Raw genomic sequence first — 18,375 nt, 5'->3', positions numbered from 1 at the left:
TCCCACATTTGATTGGTGCTCGCCGATCATTCGCCGTCTCCCTACCTCCCGACACTTCTGGCATAACACTTGCTCTTGCCTTGCCGTGCGACTGTGAAAACCCGAATAGTGACGGATTATTGGCATGGCTAAGAGCGACGCAGCACCAGTGAAAGACCCCGCAACCAAAGGCAAAATCAAGCTGATCATTGTGATCGTCGTGGCCCTGTTGCTGGCGATCGGCTTGTCCGTGGGGGCGACCTGGTTCTTCATGCACAGCGCCCAAAGCAAGCCTGCCCCCGCGGCTGAAACGGCGGTGATCGGCAAGCAGCCAGCGATCTTCGAGCCCATGGCGCCGGCTTTCGTGGCCAACTACAACCAGAACGGTCGCCAGCGCTACATGCAGGTGAGCATCACCCTGCAGGGCCGCAATCAGGCCGATCTGGAAGCGCTCAAAGTCCACATGCCGGTGATTCGCAATAACCTGGTGATGCTGTTTTCCGGTCAGGATTTCGCCACGCTGGCGACCCCGGTCGGCCAGGAAATGTTGCGTCAGAAGGCCACGGCCAGCGTCCAGGAAGTGGCGCAGAAAGAGCTTGGCAAAGTGGTGATCGAACAGTTGCTTTTCACTAATTTCGTACTGCAGTAGGAACACGACATGGCCGTGCAGGACCTGCTGTCCCAGGATGAGATCGATGCGCTGTTGCATGGCGTCGACGATGGTCTGGTACAGACCGATAACGCTGCCGAACCCGGCAGTGTCAAAAGCTACGACCTGACCAGCCAGGATCGCATCGTCCGTGGACGCATGCCGACCCTGGAAATGATCAACGAGCGTTTCGCCCGCTACACCCGCATCAGCATGTTCAACATGCTGCGCCGCTCGGCGGACGTTGCCGTCGGTGGTGTGCAGGTGATGAAGTTCGGCGAATACGTGCACTCGCTGTACGTGCCGACCAGCCTCAACCTGGTCAAGATCAAACCGCTGCGCGGCACCGCACTGTTCATTCTCGACGCCAAACTGGTGTTCAAGCTGGTGGACAACTTCTTCGGCGGCGATGGCCGTCACGCGAAGATCGAAGGGCGTGAATTCACCCCCACTGAACTGCGTGTGGTGCGCATGGTGCTGGAACAGGCCTTCGTCGATTTGAAGGAAGCCTGGCAGGCGATCATGGAAGTGAACTTCGAGTACATCAACTCGGAAGTGAACCCGGCCATGGCCAACATCGTCGGCCCGAGCGAAGCGGTTGTGGTCTCGACGTTTCACATCGAACTCGATGGTGGCGGCGGCGACCTGCACGTGACCATGCCGTACTCGATGATTGAGCCGGTGCGCGAGATGCTCGACGCCGGCTTCCAGTCGGACCTCGACGATCAGGATGAGCGCTGGATCAACGCCTTGCGCCAGGACGTGCTGGACGTCGATGTACCGATCGGTGCCACCGTGGCCCGCCGTCAGCTGCGCCTTCGCGACATCCTGCACATGCAGCCCGGGGACATTATTCCGGTCGAGATGCCGGAAGAAATGATCATGCGCGCCAACGGCGTACCGGCCTTCAAGGTCAAGATGGGCTCGCACAAAGGCAACCTCGCGTTGCAGGTGATCGAGCCGATCGAGCGCCGCTGACCGGCGCTCCAACTCCCCCCCTTTAATTGACTGCTCTTGAGTGAGCAGGTGCCCGCCGAGGACAAATGATGAACGACGATATGAATGCCCAGGACGACCAGGCACTGGCTGATGAGTGGGCTGCGGCCCTGGAAGAAACCGGTGACGCCGGGCAGGACGATATCGATGCCTTGCTGGCCGCCGACGCCGCCGGTTCGCCGTCCAACCGTCTGCCGATGGAAGAGTTCGGCAGCGTGCCGAGGAACAATGATCCGGTGACGCTGGACGGTCCGAACCTGGACGTGATCCTCGATATTCCGGTGTCGATTTCCATGGAAGTCGGCAGCACCGATATCAACATCCGCAACCTGCTGCAACTCAACCAGGGCTCGGTGATCGAGCTTGACCGTCTGGCCGGCGAGCCGCTGGACGTGCTGGTCAACGGCACGCTCATCGCCCACGGTGAAGTGGTGGTGGTCAACGAAAAGTTCGGCATCCGCCTGACCGACGTGATCAGCCCAAGCGAACGCATCAAGAAGCTGCGCTGAGTGAAAAAGGTTCTGGGTTTTGTGCTGGGGTTAGCGCTGGCCTTGCCGTTCAGTGTTCTGGCTGCCGAACCGGTTGCGACTGCGACTGCGACAGCGGCCGCTGCACCAGCTGTCAGCAGCGGTGTGGCCGGACAATTGACGCAACTGGTGTTCGGCTTGCTGCTGGTGCTGGGGTTGATCTTCTTCCTCGCCTGGCTGCTGCGCCGGGTCCAGCAGGCCGGGCCGGCCGGCAAGGGGCAGGTGATCGAGCTGATCGGTTCCCGCGCGCTAGGTCCCCGGGACCGTTTGATGCTGGTGCAGATCGGTAGCGAACAGATTCTGCTCGGCCTGAGTCCTGGCAACATCACCGCGTTGCATGTGCTCAAGGAGCCGGTGCAAGTGCCGGAAAATGCCGAGAAAGCCACGCCGGAATTTGCCCAGCATCTGCTGAAGATGCTCGGCAAGGATCAGAAGGATAAGAAGTAATGGGTGCGTTACGCATCGTCTTGACGCTGGCCCTGATGCTGGCCGCGCCGCTGGCGTTCGCCGCCGATCCGTTGTCGATCCCGGCAATCACCTTGGGCACTAACGCCGAAGGCGCTCAGGAATATTCGGTCAGCCTGCAAATCCTGCTGATCATGACTGCGCTGAGTTTCATCCCGGCGTTCGTCATGCTGATGACCAGTTTCACCCGGATCATCATTGTGTTCTCGATCCTGCGTCAGGCCCTGGGCTTGCAGCAGACACCGTCGAACCAGATCCTCACCGGCATGGCGTTGTTCCTCACCATGTTCATCATGGCGCCGGTGTTCGATCGCGTGAATCAGGATGCCTTGCAGCCGTATCTGGCGGAGAAACTCACCGCTCAGGATGCCGTGGCCAAGGCCCAGGTGCCGATCAAGGACTTCATGCTGGCCCAGACTCGCAGCAGCGATCTGGAGCTGTTCATGCGCTTGTCCAAGCGCACTGACATTGCTTCGCCTGATCAGGCGCCACTGACGATTCTGGTGCCGGCGTTCGTGACCTCTGAGTTGAAAACCGCGTTCCAGATCGGCTTCATGATCTTCATCCCGTTCCTGATCATCGATCTTGTGGTGGCTAGCGTGTTGATGGCGATGGGGATGATGATGCTTTCGCCACTGATCATTTCCCTGCCGTTCAAAATCATGTTGTTTGTGCTGGTGGATGGCTGGGCGTTGATCATCGGGACCTTGGCCAGCAGCTTCGGCGGCGTTTCACCATGACGCCGGAAGTGGCCGTAGACATCTTTCGTGAAGCGCTGTGGCTGACCACCCTGATGGTTGCCGTGCTGGTGATCCCGAGCTTGCTGGTGGGTTTGTTGGTGGCGATGTTTCAGGCCGCCACCCAGATCAACGAACAGACCCTGAGCTTCCTGCCGCGCCTGCTGGTGATGCTGGTGACGCTGATCGTTGCCGGCCCGTGGCTGGTGCAGACTTTCATGGAATATATCCTGCAGCTGTACCACAGTATTCCTCAGGTCATTGGTTAAGCCATGTCGCTGCTTCAGCTGACCGATACCCAGATCAGCACCTGGGTGGCAACGTTCATGTTGCCGTTGTTTCGCATCGGTTCGCTGCTGATGGTCATGCCGATTTTCGGCACGACGCTGGTGCCCATTCGCGTGCGCCTGTATTTCGCCCTGGCGATCACCTTGGTGATCGCGCCCGGCCTGCCGCCGATGCCGCCGGTCAATGCACTGGACCTGAGTGCTCTGTTGTTGATTGCCGAGCAGATCATCATTGGCGCAGTGTTGGGTTTCTCCTTGCAGCTGTTCTTCCAGGCTTTCGTGGTCGCCGGGCAAATTGTCGCGATCCAGATGGGCATGGGCTTCGCCTCGATGGTCGACCCTACGAACGGTGTGTCGGTGGCGGTGATCGGGCAGTTTTTCACCATGCTGGTGACCCTGCTGTTCCTGTCAATGAACGGTCATCTGGTGGTGTTCGAAGTGCTCACCGAAAGCTTCACCACGCTGCCGGTCGGCGGCGGCTTGATGGTCCATCATTTCTGGGAATTGGCCGGCAAACTCGGATGGGTACTTGGTGCGGCGCTGTTGCTGGTGCTGCCGGCGATCACGGCGTTGCTGGTGGTCAACATTGCGTTTGGCGTGATGACCCGTGCGGCGCCGCAGTTGAACATCTTCTCGATCGGCTTCCCGCTGACCCTGGTGCTCGGGCTGTTCATTGTCTGGGTCGGCCTGGCGGACATTCTCAATCAGTATCAACCGCTGGCCGCCGAGGCTTTGCAGTTGTTACGTGAACTGGCACGGGCGCACTGAGTCATGGCTGAGAGCGAAAGCGGTCAGGACAAAACAGAAGACCCCACGGAGAAACGCAAAAAGGACTCCCGTGAGAAGGGCGAAATTGCGCGCTCCAAGGAGCTCAATACCTTGGCGGTCATGCTCGCTGGCGCCGGTGCGCTGCTGATTTTCGGTGGTGCATTGGCGCAGGACATGATGGAGCTGATGCGGATGAACTTCACGTTGTCGCGGGAAGTGATTCTGGATCAGCGCAACATGGGCACCTTCTTGCTGCATTCGGGACAGATTGCCCTGTTGGCGATTCAGCCGGTGATGATCACTTTGCTGTTGGCTGCGTTGATCGGCCCGATCTCTCTCGGTGGCTGGCTGTTCGCGGCCGGCTCCATGGCGCCCAAGTTCAGTCGCATGAACCCCGGCGCGGGCCTGAAACGGATGTTCTCGGCCAAGGCTTTGGTTGAGCTGCTCAAGGCTCTGGCGAAGTTTTTCATCGTCTTGTTCGTGGCGTTGGCGGTCCTGTCGTCGGACATCGATGATCTGTTGCGCATCGCCCACGAGCCATTGGACATGGCGATCATTCACAGCTTGCAGGTGGTCGGCTGGAGTACCTTGTGGATGGCGTGCGGGCTGATCATCATCGCCGTGGTCGACGTGCCGGTGCAGCTCTGGGAAAGCCACAAGAAGCTGCAGATGACCAAGCAGGAAGTGCGCGACGAGCACAAGGATCAGGAAGGTAAACCAGAGGTCAAGCAGCGCATTCGCCAGTTGCAACGCGAGATGTCGCAGCGGCGGATGATGGCGGCCATTCCCGAGGCCGACGTGGTCATCACCAACCCGACTCACTACGCCGTGGCGCTCAAGTACGACCCGGACAAAGGCAATGCGCCGGTGCTGTTGGCCAAGGGTAGCGATTTCCTTGCCTTGAAAATCCGCGAAATCGCCGTGGCCAATAATGTGCTGCTGCTCGAATCGCCGGCGCTGGCGCGTTCGATCTACTACTCCACCGAGCTGGAGCAGGAAATCCCCGGTGGGCTGTATCTGGCGGTCGCCCAGGTATTGGCCTACGTCTACCAGATTCGCCAGTACCGCGCCGGCAAGGGCAAGCGTCCGGATCCGCTCCAGGATGATTTGCCGATTCCACCGGATTTGCGCCGCGATTCCTGATTGTTGTGTTGGCAATGCTGGCCTCTTCGCGGGCAAGCCTCTCCTACAGTCTCGTGTCGTTCGCCTATGTCGCGACTGACTCAAAACCTGTAGGAGCGAGGCTTGCCCGCGAAGGCGTCGGTTCAAGCAATACAAATCCTGAAACAGCCCTCTATTCCCTCGCTCGGCAAAAGTTGGAAGGCTTCTTGCAGTAGCCGCCCTGCGCCTGCTTCAGGCGTCAAAGATTTGCTTCAAAGGAACGGGGAAAACCGGTGGATCGCTCTCAGTTAATCAACACTGCACGCACAAACGTTGCCGACCTCAGTCGGGGCAATCTGGGCGTGCCGCTGTTGCTGCTGGTCATGCTGGCCATGATGATGCTGCCGGTGCCGCCGTTCCTGCTGGACGTGTTTTTCACGTTCAACATTGCCTTGTCCATCGTCGTATTGCTGGTCTGCGTGTACGCCTTGCGACCGCTGGATTTTGCCGTGTTCCCGACCATTCTGCTGGTGGCGACGTTGTTGCGACTGGCGCTGAACGTGGCCTCGACGCGGGTGGTAATGCTCCACGGTCAGGATGGCCATGCCGCCGCCGGTAAGGTGATTCAGGCCTTCGGTGAGGTGGTGATCGGCGGTAACTACGTGGTTGGTATCGTGGTCTTCGCGATTTTGATGATCATCAACTTCGTCGTAGTGACCAAGGGTGCCGGGCGGATTTCCGAGGTGAGCGCGCGTTTTACCCTCGATGCGATGCCCGGCAAACAGATGGCCATCGATGCCGACTTGAACGCCGGCCTGATCGATCAGAACCAGGCGAAACTGCGCCGGATGGAAGTGGCCCAGGAGGCCGAGTTCTACGGTTCCATGGACGGTGCCAGCAAGTTCGTGCGCGGTGACGCCATCGCCGGCCTGCTGATTCTGTTCATCAACCTGATCGGCGGCATGGCGGTCGGTATCTTCCAGCACGGCATGACCTTTGGCGATGCCGGTCGGGTGTACGCCTTGTTGACCATCGGTGACGGTTTGGTGGCGCAATTGCCATCACTGCTGTTGTCGACTGCCGCCGCGATCATGGTGACCCGAGCTTCCGGCTCGGAAGACATGGGCAAGCAGATCAATCGTCAGATGTTCGCCTCGCCGAAAGCCCTGGCTGTGGCCGCTGGCTTGATGGCGGTGATGGGCCTGGTGCCGGGCATGCCGCACTTCTCCTTTTTGAGCATGGCGGCCCTGGCGGCCGGCGGCGCTTACCTGTTCTGGAAGAAGCAGAACACGGTCAAGGTTCAGGCCCTGCAAGAGGTCAAGCGTCAGCAGGAACTGTTGCCATCGCCGGCCCGCGCCCAGGAAACCAAGGAGCTTGGCTGGGATGACGTGACGCCGATCGACATGATCGGCCTGGAAGTCGGCTACCGCCTGATCCCGCTGGTGGATCGCAACCAGGGTGGTCAGTTGCTGGCACGGATCAAGGGTGTGCGTAAAAAGCTCTCCCAGGATCTGGGCTTCTTGATGCCGACTGTGCATATCCGTGACAACCTCGACCTGGCGCCAAGCGCCTACCGCCTGACCCTGATGGGCGTGATCCTGGCCGAGGCCGAGATTTACCCGGACCGCGAACTGGCGATCAACCCGGGGCAGGTCTACGGCACGCTCAACGGCATTACCGCCAAAGATCCGGCTTTTGGTCTGGAGGCGGTCTGGATCGAAATCAGCCAGCGTGCCCAGGCGCAATCCCTCGGCTACACCGTGGTCGACGCCAGTACAGTCGTGGCAACCCACTTGAACCAGATTTTGTACAAGCACTCCAGCGAGCTGATCGGCCACGAAGAAGTCCAGCAACTCATGCAATTGCTGGCCAAAAGCTCACCGAAGCTGGCTGAAGAGCTGGTGCCGGGGGTGGTTTCGCTGTCGCAGCTGCTCAAGGTCTTGCAAGCATTGCTGGCCGAACAGGTGCCGGTACGGGACATTCGCAGCATCGCCGAAGCCATCGCGAACAACGCCGCCAAGAGTCAAGATACTGCCGCTTTGGTGGCCGCGGTGCGCGTCGGCGTATCCCGTGCAATCGTGCAAAGCATTGTAGGCACTGAGTCGCAGCTGCCTGTGATCACCTTGGAGCCAAGGTTGGAACAAATATTGCTCAATAGTCTTCAGAAGGCAGGACAAGGCTCGGAAGAGGGCGTTCTGCTGGAGCCAAGCATGGCAGAGAAACTGCAACGTTCGTTGATCGAAGCGGCGCAGCGTCAGGAAATGCAAGGTCAACCGGTGATTCTGCTGGTGGCCGGTCCGGTTCGCGCGATGCTCTCGCGATTCGGCCGACTGGCAGTCCCGGGTTTGCATGTGTTGGCTTACCAGGAAATCCCTGACAACAAGCAAGTGACCATCGTTGCGACAGTAGGGCCCAACGGCTGAGGTAGTGGTTTATGCAAGTTAAGCGTTTTTTCGCCGCCGATATGCGTCAGGCCATGAAACTGGTTCGTGATGAGCTGGGCGCTGATGCCGCCATCATTGGCAATCGCCGGATTGCCGGCGGTGTCGAGCTGACGGCTGCCCTGGATTACAAACTGTCGGCGCTGGCCCCGCGTGTTCCGAACATGGAGCTCGAGGACGAACTGCGCAAGACCCAGTCGCGGATCGTTACCGCCCAGGCCGAACTGAGCCTGCGTGGCGATGGCGAGAGCGACAACAGCACCAATCGCCAATTGTTCGCCGGCCTGCCGCTGACCGCCGCCGAGCCGCTGATCGAACCGACTTACGCTGAACCTCGTCGTGCTGCACCAGCCCCCGCGGCAGCCTCCGGTGGAGTTGACCCGCGAGCCTTCGATTCGATGCGTTTCGAGCTCAACAGCTTGCGTGAACTGATGGAAGTGCAACTTGGCTCGCTGGCCTGGAATCAGCTGCAAGGCAGCCGTCCGGCCCAGGCCAACCTCTGGCGTCGCCTGCAACGCATCGGCCTGTCCGGCCCGTTGTCGCGCGATCTGCTGGCACTGATTACCGATATTGAAGAACCCCGTCAGGCCTGGCGCATGTTGCTTGCGCACCTGGCGCGGATGATCGCCACTCCGGAAGTCGAGCCGTTGGAAGAGGGTGGTGTGATTGCCATGGTTGGCCCGGCAGGCATGGGCAAGACCACCACGCTGGCCAAGCTCGCAGCCCGTTATGTGCTCAAGTACGGCGCGCAAAACATTGCGCTGGTGAGCATGGACAGCTATCGCATCGGCGCTCAGGAACAGCTCAAGACCCTGGGCCGCATCCTCAACGTGTCGGTCACCCACGTCGACCCGGGTCAATCGCTGGTGCAGGCGCTGGAGCCTTTGCTGCGCAAACGCGTGGTGCTGATCGATACCGCCGGCCTTCAGGCCAGCGACCCGGCATTGCGCATGCAGCTCGAAAGCCTGGCTGGACGTGGCATCAAATCAAAAAATTATCTGGTCTTGGCAACCACTAGCCAGAAACAGGTTCTAACTGCCGCTTATCACAGTTACAAACGTTGCGGCCTCGCCGGCTGCATCCTGACTAAACTGGATGAAACGGCAAGTCTGGGCGAGGTGTTGAGCCTGGCTATCAGCCATGAGTTGCCGGTGGCTTACCTGACCGATGGTCCGCGGATTCCGGATGATTTGCATCTGCCGCGTTGTCATCAGTTGGTCAGCCGCGCCGTCAGCGTACAAATGCAGGAAGAACCCAGCGAAGAAGCCATGGCTGACATGTTCGCTGATATTTACCACAGCCCGACCAAGCAGGTTGGCTGAGGTACTAATGAACAGTTTTTGTACCTACATCGATGGTCTGCCATGCATTGTTCCGTTGATGAACGCGCAGCCAGTAATGTGGCCTCCGTCTAAGTAAGACAAGGTAAAGAAATAACATGGGCAGCATGCATCCCGTACAGGTGATCGCGGTGACCGGCGGCAAAGGTGGCGTCGGGAAGACTAACGTGTCAGTGAACTTGTCCCTGGCTCTAGCTGAGCTCGGCCGGCGCGTCATGCTGCTGGATGCCGATCTGGGACTGGCGAACGTCGACGTCCTGCTGGGACTGACACCCAAACGCACCTTGGCCGACGTGATCGAAGGCCGCTGTGAGCTGCGCGACGTACTGTTGCAAGGGCCCGGCGGCATCCGCATCGTCCCGGCGGCGTCCGGCACCCAGAGCATGGTTCATTTGAGCCCGGCCCAGCATGCCGGCCTGATCCAGGCCTTCAGCGACATCGGCGACAACCTCGACGTATTGGTGATCGACACCGCTGCGGGGATTGGTGACTCGGTAGTCAGTTTCGTTCGTGCAGCCCAGGAAGTGCTGCTGGTGGTGTGCGATGAGCCGACCTCGATTACCGACGCCTACGCGCTGATCAAATTGTTGAATCGCGACTACGGCATGAACCGCTTCCGCGTCCTGGCCAACATGGCGCAGAGCCCGCAGGAAGGCCGCAATCTGTTCGCCAAGTTGACCAAGGTCACGGATCGTTTCCTCGACGTCGCCTTACAATACGTCGGTGCCGTGCCTTACGACGAAAGCGTGCGCAAGGCCGTGCAGAAGCAGCGTGCTGTCTACGAAGCCTTCCCGCGTTCCAAGTGCGCCCTGGCGTTCAAGGCCATTGCGCAGAAGGTCGATACATGGCCACTGCCGGCCAACCCGCGTGGGCACCTGGAGTTTTTCGTCGAACGCCTCGTGCAACAGACCGCAGGACCCGTCCTATGACAGCCAGTGGCTACAACCTCTACAAGAAGTCGGCACGTGACGCGCAGTACGAGCTGATCGAGCGTTACGCGCCACTGGTCAAACGCATTGCCTATCACTTGCTGGCGCGTTTGCCGGCCAGTGTCCAGGTCGAAGACCTGATCCAGGCCGGGATGATCGGCCTGCTTGAAGTATCAACCAAATACGACGCCAGCAAAGGCGCGAGCTTCGAGACGTACGCGGGCATTCGAATCCGCGGCGCGATGCTCGATGAAGTGCGCAAGGGGGACTGGGCGCCACGTTCGGTTCACCGCAATACCCGCATGGTCAGCGACGCAATTCGCTCGATTGAAGCTAAAACCGGCCGTGACGCTAAAGATCACGAAGTTGCGGCCGAACTCCAATTGAGTCTCGACGATTATTACGGGATTTTGAACGACACCCTCGGTAGCCGGTTATTCAGTTTCGACGATCTGTTGCAGGACGGCGAACACGAAGGGCTGCACGAGGATGGCGCCAGTGCTCATCTCGAGCCGTCGCGCGATCTGGAAGATGAACGCTTCCAGGCGGCGCTGGCGGACGCGATTGCCAATTTGCCGGAGCGTGAGCGACTGGTGTTGGCGCTGTACTACGACGAAGAGTTGAATCTCAAGGAAATCGGTGAGGTCCTGGGGGTCAGCGAATCGCGGGTCAGCCAGTTACACAGCCAGTGCGCGGCCCGTTTGCGGGGGCGTTTGGGGGAGTGGCGAGCGCGCTGACAGGCAGTGTGGGGACACTGCGAACGAGGTGGGTACGGCATTTTGCTGCATCGGCCACGGCCCGTTGTAATCCATACAACTGTTGAGTGTTACGCCGAATTGATTGAACGGCGCGTTCAGGTGCTGCGCGCGTTTTAAGACTGCTTGGAGGTCGAATTGGACAAGAATATGAAAATCCTCATCGTTGATGACTTCTCAACGATGCGGCGGATCATAAAAAACCTGTTGCGTGACCTTGGGTTCACCAACACGGTCGAGGCGGATGACGGTATTACCGCGATTCCGGTCCTCAACAGCGGGAGCATCGACTTTCTGGTGACGGACTGGAACATGCCCGGCATGACCGGTATTGATCTGCTGCGCCACGTGCGTGCCGATGAAAAACTCAAACACCTGCCGGTGTTGATGGTCACGGCCGAAGCCAAGCGCGAGCAAATCATCGAAGCCGCTCAGGCGGGCGTGAACGGCTATGTGGTCAAGCCATTCACGGCTCAAGCGTTGAAAGACAAGATTGAAAAGATCTTCGAACGCATCGGTTGATGTGCAAAGCCAGTCCGTCACGGGGGAGCTATGGAGCATAACGAATCTTCACAGGGCGATTTTGAGTCGACCCTGAAAAAACACGCGGTCGAACTGGTCGAAAGCCTTGAAAAAGGCAGGTTCGGCGACGCTGTGCAACTGATCCATGAGCTCAACCAGACCCGTGACCGCGGCCTGTATCAGGAAGTGGGCAAGCTCACCCGCGAGCTGCATAGCGCGATCGTCAATTTCCAGATTGACCCGCACATGCCGCAAGCCGAGGAAGTGTCTCAGATCACGGATGCCACCGAGCGCCTGGGGTATGTGGTCAAGCTGACCGAGGCCGCGGCCAACCGCACCATGGACCTGGTGGAAAACGCCACGCCGCTGATCAACAGCCTGAGCGACGAGGCTCAGGCGCTGAGCACGGATTGGGGACGGTTCATGCGTCGCGAAGTCGGGGCTGAAGAGTTCCGTGAACTGGCCCGGCGGGTCGACGGTTTCCTGACCCGCAGCAGTGAAGACAACCGCGTCGTGTCGAGCAACCTCAACGACATTCTGCTGGCCCAGGATTACCAGGACCTCACCGGTCAGGTGATCAAGCGCGTGACCCAGTTGGTCACCGAAGTTGAAAGCAACCTGCTCAAGCTCGTGCTCATGGCCAGTCAGGTCGACCGCTTTGCGGGCATCGAACATGACCGTGAAGCGATGCTGGCTGAAAAAGATCCGCAAAAACATCTCTCTCAGGGTGAAGGTCCGCAGATTCATGCCGATAAAAGAGAAGACGTTGTGTCCGGTCAGGACGATGTGGACGATTTGTTATCCAGCCTAGGATTTTAGAGTTTTAGCATTTTAGGTTTTTTAGGTTTTTAGACCTTTAGGAGCACCCCCCTTAATGAGCTTCGGCGCCGATGAAGAGATCCTTCAGGATTTCCTGGTTGAGGCCGGCGAGATTCTAGAGCAACTGTCCGAACAGCTGGTCGAGCTTGAAAGCCGACCGGATGATGCGGATTTGCTCAATGCAATTTTTCGCGGTTTTCACACTGTAAAAGGGGGCGCCGGCTTCCTCCAGCTCAACGAGCTGGTGGAGTGCTGTCACATCGCCGAGAACGTGTTCGACATCCTGCGCAAGGGTGAACGACGCGTCGACTCGGAACTGATGGACGTGGTTCTCGAAGCACTGGACGCGGTGAACGGCATGTTCAGCGAAGTCCGCGAACGCAGCCCGATTACGGCTGCCACGCCTGAGTTGCTTGCAGCGTTGGCCCGTCTGGCCGAGCCGCAAACCGCCGATGAGTCGGCACCGGTCGCCGAGGTGGTGGAAGAGCCTGCCGCTGAAGAATCGGGCGACATCACGGATAACGAATTCGAACAACTGCTGGACTCGCTGAATGCCGTCAAGGCTCAAGCCGAGGCTCCAGCGGCTGCGCCAGTGCCGACCAGCGATGCCTCGGCCAGCGACGAAATCACCGATGCCGAGTTCGAGTCGTTGCTCGATCAATTGCACGGCAAAGGCCAGTTCGCCGTCGATGCAGTAGTCGCGGCGCCCGCCGCACCGGCTGCCCCGAAAGCGGCAGGCGACAGCTCCGATATTACCGACGACGAGTTCGAAGCACTGCTCGATCAGCTGCACGGCAAGGGTAACTTTGCCGTCGATGCATTGGAGTCGGCGATTGCTTCGGCTCCGGCCCCGGCTGCGCCAACCGCTAAAGCGGCCGGCGACGATCTGATCTCCGATCACGAGTTCGAATCACTGCTCGACGAATTGCATGGCAAAGGCAAGTTCACCGAGGTTGGCACTGGCGCAGTGGTTTCTGCTCCTGTCGCCAAGGCGCCAGCACCGGTTGCGAAACCTGTGGCCAAAGCGCCCGAGCCAAAAGCCGAAGCGCCGAAACCGGCCGCCGCCGCTGCTGCACCGGCACCTGCTCGTGCCCCGGCCGCACCGCCACCGGAAAAACCGGCCAGCGAAGCCGAGACCACCGTGCGGGTCGATACCGCGCGTCTCGACGAGATCATGAACATGGTCGGCGAGCTGGTACTGGTGCGTAACCGCCTGGTCCGCCTGGGCCTCAACAGCGGCGACGAAGCCATGTCCAAGGCCGTGTCGAACCTCGACGTGGTTACGGCCGACCTGCAAACCGCGGTCATGAAGACCCGGATGCAGCCGATCAAGAAAGTCTTCGGGCGCTTCCCGCGTCTGGTTCGCGACCTGGCTCGCCAGCTCAAGAAAGAGATCAACCTGGAGCTGGTCGGCGAAGAAACCGACCTCGACAAGAACCTCGTCGAGGCCCTGGCCGACCCGCTGGTCCACTTGGTGCGCAACTCGGTCGACCACGGTATTGAAGAGCCGGCTGAGCGCGAAGCGATGGGCAAGCCGCGCAGCGGCAAGGTGATTCTGTCCGCGGAACAGGAAGGCGACCATATCCTGCTGTCCATCTCCGATGATGGCAAAGGCATGGACGCCGATGTTCTGCGCGGTATCGCCGTGAAGAAAGGCCTGATGGACAAGGATGCGGCGGACCGTCTCAGCGAGACCGATTGTTTCAACCTGATCTTCGCTCCGGGGTTCTCGACCAAGACCGAGATTTCCGACGTCTCCGGGCGCGGCGTGGGCATGGACGTGGTGAAAACCAAGATCGCCCAGCTCAACGGCACCATCAATATCTACTCGACCAAGGGCAAGGGCTCGAAGATCGTCATCAAGGTCCCGTTGACCCTGGCGATCATGCCGACGCTGATGGTCATGCTCGGCAACCAGGCGTTCGCGTTCCCGCTGGTGAACGTCAACGAGATCTTCCACCTCGACCTGTCGCGCACCAACGTGGTGGACGGCCAGGAAGTGGTGATCGTGCGGGACAAGGCGCTGCCGCTGTTCTATCTCAAGCGCTGGCTGGTCAGCTCCGCCGCTCACGAAGAGCAGCGCGAAGGCCATGTGGTGATCCTTTCGGTGGGCACTCAGCGGATCGGCTTCGTCGTCGATCAACTGGTGGGCCAGGAAGAAGTGGTCATCAAGCCATTGGGCAAAATGCTCCAGGGAACCCCGGGCATGTCCGGCGCCACCATTACCGGTGACGGCCGCATTGCACTGATTCTCGATGTTCCGAGCATGCTCAAGCGTTACGCCGCACGGCGTATTTGATTCTGGGGGAGCGGGGCGACTGAGCCTCGCCCCGTCTAACGGAGTGTTTATGGCAGTCAAAGTCCTGGTGGTGGACGATTCGGGGTTTTTCCGCCGCCGCGTCTCGGAAATTCTTTCAGCGGATTCCAATATCCAGGTCGTCGGTACGGCGACCAACGGCAAAGAGGCGATCGATCAGGCGCTGGCGCTCAAGCCAGACGTGATCACCATGGACTACGAGATGCCGATGATGGATGGCATCACGGCAGTGCGGCACATCATGCAGCGCTGCCCGACCCCGGTGTTGATGTTCTCCTCGCTGACTCACGAAGGCGCGCGGGTCACCCTCGATGCGCTGGACGCTGGCGCGGTGGATTTCCTGCCGAAGAATTTCGAAGACATCTCGCGTAACCCGGAGAAGGTCAAGCAACTGCTGTGCGAGAAGATTCTCAGTATCTCGCGCAGTAACCGTCGTGTCGGCGCCTACAGTGCCCCGGCTCCAGTGGCCGCACCCGCCCCGACGCCTGCGCCTTCGAGCGTCAGCAGCTACGGCAGCAGCAGTGCGCCTGCGCGTCCGGCCCCGGCACCGATTCCGGCTCGCAGCCATGCAGCGACGCCGGCGTCGCCAGCGCCGAAACGCAAAGCCTACAAACTGGTCGCCATCGGCACCTCCACCGGTGGCCCGGTTGCCCTGCAACGGGTACTGACGCAGTTGCCGGCCAACTTTCCGGCACCGATCGTATTGATCCAGCACATGCCGGCAGCCTTCACCAAGGCCTTCGCCGAGCGTCTGGACAAGCTGTGCCGCATCAGCGTCAAGGAAGCCGAGGATGGCGACATCCTGCGTCCGGGCCTGGCGCTGCTGGCGCCGGGTGGCAAGCAGATGATGATCGACGGCCGTGGTGCGGTGAAAATCCTGCCGGGCGATGAACGTCTGAACTACAAGCCTTGCGTGGACATCACCTTCGGTTCCGCGGCCAAATCCTACGGCGACAAAGTTCTGGCGGTGGTACTCACCGGCATGGGCGCCGACGGTCGCGAAGGCGCGCGTCTGCTCAAGCAGGGCGGCAGTGCGATCTGGGCTCAGGATGAAGCCAGCTGCGTGATCTACGGCATGCCAATGGCGATCGTCAAAGCCGAGCTCGCGGACGCGGTGTACAGCCTGGACGATATCGGCCGTCACCTGGTCGAGGCGTGTCTCTGATGGATGTACTCAGCCTTATCGGGATCATCATGGCGTTTGTCGCCATCATTGGCGGCAACTACCTTGAAGGCGGTCACCTCGGCGCGTTGGCCAACGGCCCGGCAGCGTTGATCGTACTCGGCGGGACCGTTGGCGCAGCGCTACTGCAATCACCGATGAGCGCCTTCAAGCGCGCCATGCAGATTCTCGCCTGGATTCTGTTTCCACCGCGTGTGGATCTGGCCGGCGGCATCGATCGCGTCGTGAACTGGAGCCTGACTGCCCGCAAGGAAGGTTTGCTCGGTCTGGAAGGGGTGGCCGACGCCGAGCCCGATAGCTACTCGCGCAAAGGCCTGCAACTGCTGGTGGACGGCGCCGAGCCGGAAGCGATTCGCAGCATTCTGGAAGTGGATTTCTACACCCAGGAAAGCCGTGACATCGAAGCCGCCAAAGTTTTTGAAAGCATGGGCGGCTACGCGCCGACCATCGGCATCATCGGTGCGGTAATGGGCCTGATCCATGTCATGGGCAACCTGGCCGATCCATCGCAGCTGGGCAGCGGCATTGCCGTCGCCTTTGTCGCCACCATCTATGGCGTGGCCAGTGCCAACCTGATATTGCTGCCGGTTGCCGCCAAGCTCAAGTCCATCGCGTTGCGGCAGTCGCGTTATCGCGAGATGTTGCTGGAAGGGATTCTGTCGATCGCCGAAGGTGAAAACCCTCGCTCTATTGAGTTGAAGCTTCAGGGCTTCATGGATTAAGGGAATAACCTCATGGCTCGTCGTCGGCAACCTGAAGAACACGTAAACCATGAACGCTGGCTCGTTTCATACGCCGACTTCATTACGTTGCTGTTCGCTTTCTTCGTGGTGATGTACTCGATTTCTTCGATCAACGAAGGCAAGTACAAGGTCATTTCCGAGGCGCTGATCGGGGTGTTTACCGATTCCGATCGCGCCCTCAAGCCGATCCCGATCGGTGACGAGCGACCGAAGACCGTGACCCCGGCCAAGCCGCTGGTCAAGGACAGCGAACAGATTGACGCAGGCATCGCCCAGGCTGCCAACGATCCGCTCAAAAGCATTGCCGATGACATCAGCGCGGCGTTCGGCGACTTGATCAGTTCCAACCAGATGACCGTGCGCGGCAATGAGTTGTGGGTCGAGATCGAGCTTAATTCCAGCCTGTTGTTCGGCAGCGGCGATGCCATGCCCAGCGACATCGCCTTCAACATTATCGATAAGGTCGCCGCGATCCTGAGGCCGTTCGACAACCCGATCCACGTCGAAGGCTTTACCGACGATCAGCCGATTCGCACGGCGCAATACCCGACCAACTGGGAACTGTCCTCGGCCCGTTCGGCAAGCATCGTGCGCATGCTGGCGATGCAGGGTGTGAACCCCGGTCGTCTGGCGTCGGTGGGATATGGCGAGTTCCAGCCGGTGGCCAATAACGCCACCGCCGAAGGCCGGGCGCGCAACCGTCGGGTGGTGTTGGTGGTTTCACGAAATCTCGATGTACGCCGCAGCCTCACGGGTACCGGAACGGCTCATGCACAACCGGATGCCGCGTTGAAGCGGGCTGGCACACAAACTGCACCGGCTCCGGTCAAGTCGCCGGGACGAGAGAGCGCCGTCAATTCTCCGTCACCCGCATTAATACGTTGAGCTATTTCTCGGTCAACCTTTTCGACCGGGAGGAACAATCCGAATGAGAGTCTGGGCAGTCGCCAATCAAAAGGGTGGTGTCGGTAAAACCACTTCCTCCATCGCCTTAGCCGGTTTGCTGGCTGAGGCGGGCAAGCGCGTGGTTGTGGTCGATCTCGACCCCCACGGCTCCATGACCAGCTACTTCGGTTACGACCCCGACAGCCTGGAACACAGCAGCTACGACTTGTTTCTGCACAAGGGCAGTGTGCCGCAAGGCTTGCCCGGTCAGTTGCTGATGCCCACCAGTGACGAACGCATTTCCCTGTTGCCATCGAGCACCGCGCTGGCAACCCTTGAGCGCCAGTCGCCGGGCCAGAGTGGTTTGGGCCTGGTAATCGCCAAGAGCCTGGCGCAGTTGTGGCAGGACTTCGATTACGCGGTGATCGACAGCCCGCCGTTGCTCGGTGTGCTGATGGTCAATGCCTTGGCGGCCAGCCAGCAGTTGGTGATTCCGGTGCAGACCGAACACTTGGCCGTCAAAGGCCTGGAACGCATGGTCAACACCCTGGCGATGATCAACCGCTCGCGCAAACAGGCGCTGCCGTTCAGCATCGTGCCGACCCTGTTCGACCGCCGCACCCAGGCGTCCCTCGGCACCCTTCGCGTGCTGCGCGACAAGTACCCGGAAGAAATCTGGCAAGGCTACATTCCGATCGACACCCGCTTGCGTGACGCGAGCCGGGCAGGGCTGACGCCTTCGCAATTCGACGGCAAGAGCCGTGGCGTTCTCGCTTATCGCGCACTGCTCAAGCATCTGCTGGCGGCGCAACTTGTTCCGCAGGTGGCGTGAGATGAACTCAATCCCTGTAGGAGCTGCCGCAGGCTGCGATCTTTTGATCTTGCTTTGTGACATCTTCGAATCCGCCAAAAGATCGCAGCCTTCGGCAGCT

19 protein-coding genes are annotated in these 18,375 nt (G+C 59.9%); all 19 read left to right on the top strand.

Annotation, left to right across the window (positions count from 1 at the left end; translation table 11 throughout):
- The first annotated feature begins 124 nt into the window (after window positions 1–124).
- The 19 genes from fliL (at window position 125) to AC1RQB_RS18355 (ending at window position 18,275) form a co-directional block, all read left to right on the top strand.
- Entirely contained in the window at window positions 125–628 is a 504-nt protein-coding gene (gene fliL, locus AC1RQB_RS18445; protein WP_008072628.1) for a flagellar basal body-associated protein FliL, read from the top strand.
- A gap of 9 nt (window positions 629–637) precedes the next feature.
- Complete coding sequence (gene fliM, locus AC1RQB_RS18440; protein ID WP_008072629.1) at window positions 638–1,606, top strand: flagellar motor switch protein FliM; 969 nt, start codon at window positions 638–640, stop codon at window positions 1,604–1,606.
- A 68-nt stretch (window positions 1,607–1,674) separates the two neighbouring features.
- A complete protein-coding gene (gene fliN, locus AC1RQB_RS18435) occupies window positions 1,675–2,133 on the top strand; it encodes a flagellar motor switch protein FliN (RefSeq protein WP_008072631.1) in 459 nt (152 codons plus the stop codon).
- A complete protein-coding gene (gene fliO / locus AC1RQB_RS18430) occupies window positions 2,134–2,598 on the top strand; it encodes a flagellar biosynthetic protein FliO (RefSeq protein ID WP_063342916.1) in 465 nt (154 codons plus the stop codon).
- Entirely contained in the window at window positions 2,598–3,356 is a 759-nt protein-coding gene (gene fliP, locus AC1RQB_RS18425; RefSeq protein WP_008072635.1) for a flagellar type III secretion system pore protein FliP, read from the top strand. The genes fliO and fliP overlap by 1 nt, the downstream gene beginning before the upstream one ends.
- Window positions 3,353–3,622: a flagellar biosynthesis protein FliQ gene (gene fliQ / locus AC1RQB_RS18420; RefSeq protein ID WP_063342917.1), complete on the top strand. Its 270-nt coding sequence runs from the start codon at window positions 3,353–3,355 to the stop codon at window positions 3,620–3,622. The genes fliP and fliQ overlap by 4 nt, the downstream gene beginning before the upstream one ends.
- Before the next feature lie 3 nt (window positions 3,623–3,625).
- Window positions 3,626–4,408: a flagellar biosynthetic protein FliR gene (gene fliR, locus AC1RQB_RS18415; RefSeq protein ID WP_008072637.1), complete on the top strand. Its 783-nt coding sequence runs from the start codon at window positions 3,626–3,628 to the stop codon at window positions 4,406–4,408.
- A 3-nt stretch (window positions 4,409–4,411) separates the two neighbouring features.
- Window positions 4,412–5,551 carry a flagellar biosynthesis protein FlhB gene (gene flhB, locus AC1RQB_RS18410; RefSeq protein WP_063342918.1) on the top strand — a complete coding sequence of 380 codons (1,140 nt, stop codon included), beginning with the start codon at window positions 4,412–4,414 and terminating at the stop codon, window positions 5,549–5,551.
- A 251-nt stretch (window positions 5,552–5,802) separates the two neighbouring features.
- Window positions 5,803–7,932, top strand: a complete 2,130-nt coding sequence (gene flhA / locus AC1RQB_RS18405) for a flagellar biosynthesis protein FlhA (protein ID WP_008072641.1) — start codon at window positions 5,803–5,805, stop codon at window positions 7,930–7,932.
- Window positions 7,933–7,943: 11 nt separating this feature from the next.
- A complete protein-coding gene (gene flhF, locus AC1RQB_RS18400) occupies window positions 7,944–9,272 on the top strand; it encodes a flagellar biosynthesis GTPase FlhF (RefSeq protein ID WP_207267374.1) in 1,329 nt (442 codons plus the stop codon).
- A gap of 116 nt (window positions 9,273–9,388) precedes the next feature.
- On the top strand, window positions 9,389–10,219 hold the full coding sequence (fleN, locus tag AC1RQB_RS18395) for a flagellar synthesis regulator FleN (protein WP_003222917.1): 831 nt from the start codon (window positions 9,389–9,391) through the stop codon (window positions 10,217–10,219).
- Window positions 10,216–10,956: an RNA polymerase sigma factor FliA gene (gene fliA, locus AC1RQB_RS18390; protein ID WP_007894214.1), complete on the top strand. Its 741-nt coding sequence runs from the start codon at window positions 10,216–10,218 to the stop codon at window positions 10,954–10,956. The genes fleN and fliA overlap by 4 nt, the downstream gene beginning before the upstream one ends.
- Before the next feature lie 168 nt (window positions 10,957–11,124).
- Entirely contained in the window at window positions 11,125–11,496 is a 372-nt protein-coding gene (locus AC1RQB_RS18385) for a chemotaxis response regulator CheY (RefSeq protein WP_008072643.1), read from the top strand.
- Window positions 11,497–11,526: 30 nt separating this feature from the next.
- Window positions 11,527–12,315, top strand: coding sequence for a protein phosphatase CheZ (locus AC1RQB_RS18380; RefSeq protein ID WP_008072644.1), 789 nt, complete (start codon window positions 11,527–11,529; stop codon window positions 12,313–12,315).
- Window positions 12,316–12,370: 55 nt separating this feature from the next.
- Window positions 12,371–14,614: a chemotaxis protein CheA gene (locus tag AC1RQB_RS18375; RefSeq protein WP_063342919.1), complete on the top strand. Its 2,244-nt coding sequence runs from the start codon at window positions 12,371–12,373 to the stop codon at window positions 14,612–14,614.
- 49 nt (window positions 14,615–14,663) lie between these two features.
- On the top strand, window positions 14,664–15,797 hold the full coding sequence (locus tag AC1RQB_RS18370) for a protein-glutamate methylesterase/protein-glutamine glutaminase (protein WP_063342920.1): 1,134 nt from the start codon (window positions 14,664–14,666) through the stop codon (window positions 15,795–15,797).
- Window positions 15,797–16,537 carry a flagellar motor protein gene (locus AC1RQB_RS18365; RefSeq protein ID WP_008072647.1) on the top strand — a complete coding sequence of 247 codons (741 nt, stop codon included), beginning with the start codon at window positions 15,797–15,799 and terminating at the stop codon, window positions 16,535–16,537. The genes AC1RQB_RS18370 and AC1RQB_RS18365 overlap by 1 nt, the downstream gene beginning before the upstream one ends.
- Before the next feature lie 12 nt (window positions 16,538–16,549).
- A complete protein-coding gene (gene motD / locus AC1RQB_RS18360) occupies window positions 16,550–17,443 on the top strand; it encodes a flagellar motor protein MotD (protein ID WP_008072648.1) in 894 nt (297 codons plus the stop codon).
- 43 nt (window positions 17,444–17,486) lie between these two features.
- Window positions 17,487–18,275, top strand: a complete 789-nt coding sequence (locus tag AC1RQB_RS18355; RefSeq protein WP_030130563.1) for a ParA family protein — start codon at window positions 17,487–17,489, stop codon at window positions 18,273–18,275.
- Window positions 18,276–18,375 lie beyond the last annotated feature (100 nt).

It is taken from the genome of Pseudomonas sp. GW822-FHT02E03 (genome assembly GCF_058802325.1).
The sequence above is the reverse complement of the archived record's forward strand: the minus strand, read 5'-3'. Positions and strand labels throughout refer to the sequence as shown.

Excerpts from the sequence above, each read along its gene's own strand:
- fliA (WP_007894214.1), top strand. The coding sequence starts at position 10,216 with ATGACAGCCAGTGGCTACAACCTCTACAAGAAGTCGGCACGTGACGCG.
- fliM (WP_008072629.1), top strand. The coding sequence starts at position 638 with ATGGCCGTGCAGGACCTGCTGTCCCAGGATGAGATCGATGCGCTGTTG.
- AC1RQB_RS18380 (WP_008072644.1), top strand. The coding sequence starts at position 11,527 with ATGGAGCATAACGAATCTTCACAGGGCGATTTTGAGTCGACCCTGAAA.
- flhB (WP_063342918.1), top strand. The coding sequence starts at position 4,412 with ATGGCTGAGAGCGAAAGCGGTCAGGACAAAACAGAAGACCCCACGGAG.
- motD (WP_008072648.1), top strand. The coding sequence starts at position 16,550 with ATGGCTCGTCGTCGGCAACCTGAAGAACACGTAAACCATGAACGCTGG.
- fliL (WP_008072628.1), top strand. The coding sequence starts at position 125 with ATGGCTAAGAGCGACGCAGCACCAGTGAAAGACCCCGCAACCAAAGGC.
- fliP (WP_008072635.1), top strand. The coding sequence starts at position 2,598 with ATGGGTGCGTTACGCATCGTCTTGACGCTGGCCCTGATGCTGGCCGCG.
- AC1RQB_RS18385 (WP_008072643.1), top strand. The coding sequence starts at position 11,125 with ATGAAAATCCTCATCGTTGATGACTTCTCAACGATGCGGCGGATCATA.
- AC1RQB_RS18365 (WP_008072647.1), top strand. The coding sequence starts at position 15,797 with ATGGATGTACTCAGCCTTATCGGGATCATCATGGCGTTTGTCGCCATC.
- flhF (WP_207267374.1), top strand. The coding sequence starts at position 7,944 with ATGCAAGTTAAGCGTTTTTTCGCCGCCGATATGCGTCAGGCCATGAAA.
- AC1RQB_RS18375 (WP_063342919.1), top strand. The coding sequence starts at position 12,371 with ATGAGCTTCGGCGCCGATGAAGAGATCCTTCAGGATTTCCTGGTTGAG.
- AC1RQB_RS18370 (WP_063342920.1), top strand. The coding sequence starts at position 14,664 with ATGGCAGTCAAAGTCCTGGTGGTGGACGATTCGGGGTTTTTCCGCCGC.
- fliQ (WP_063342917.1), top strand. The coding sequence starts at position 3,353 with ATGACGCCGGAAGTGGCCGTAGACATCTTTCGTGAAGCGCTGTGGCTG.
- fliR (WP_008072637.1), top strand. The coding sequence starts at position 3,626 with ATGTCGCTGCTTCAGCTGACCGATACCCAGATCAGCACCTGGGTGGCA.
- AC1RQB_RS18355 (WP_030130563.1), top strand. The coding sequence starts at position 17,487 with ATGAGAGTCTGGGCAGTCGCCAATCAAAAGGGTGGTGTCGGTAAAACC.
- fliN (WP_008072631.1), top strand. The coding sequence starts at position 1,675 with ATGAACGACGATATGAATGCCCAGGACGACCAGGCACTGGCTGATGAG.
- fleN (WP_003222917.1), top strand. The coding sequence starts at position 9,389 with ATGGGCAGCATGCATCCCGTACAGGTGATCGCGGTGACCGGCGGCAAA.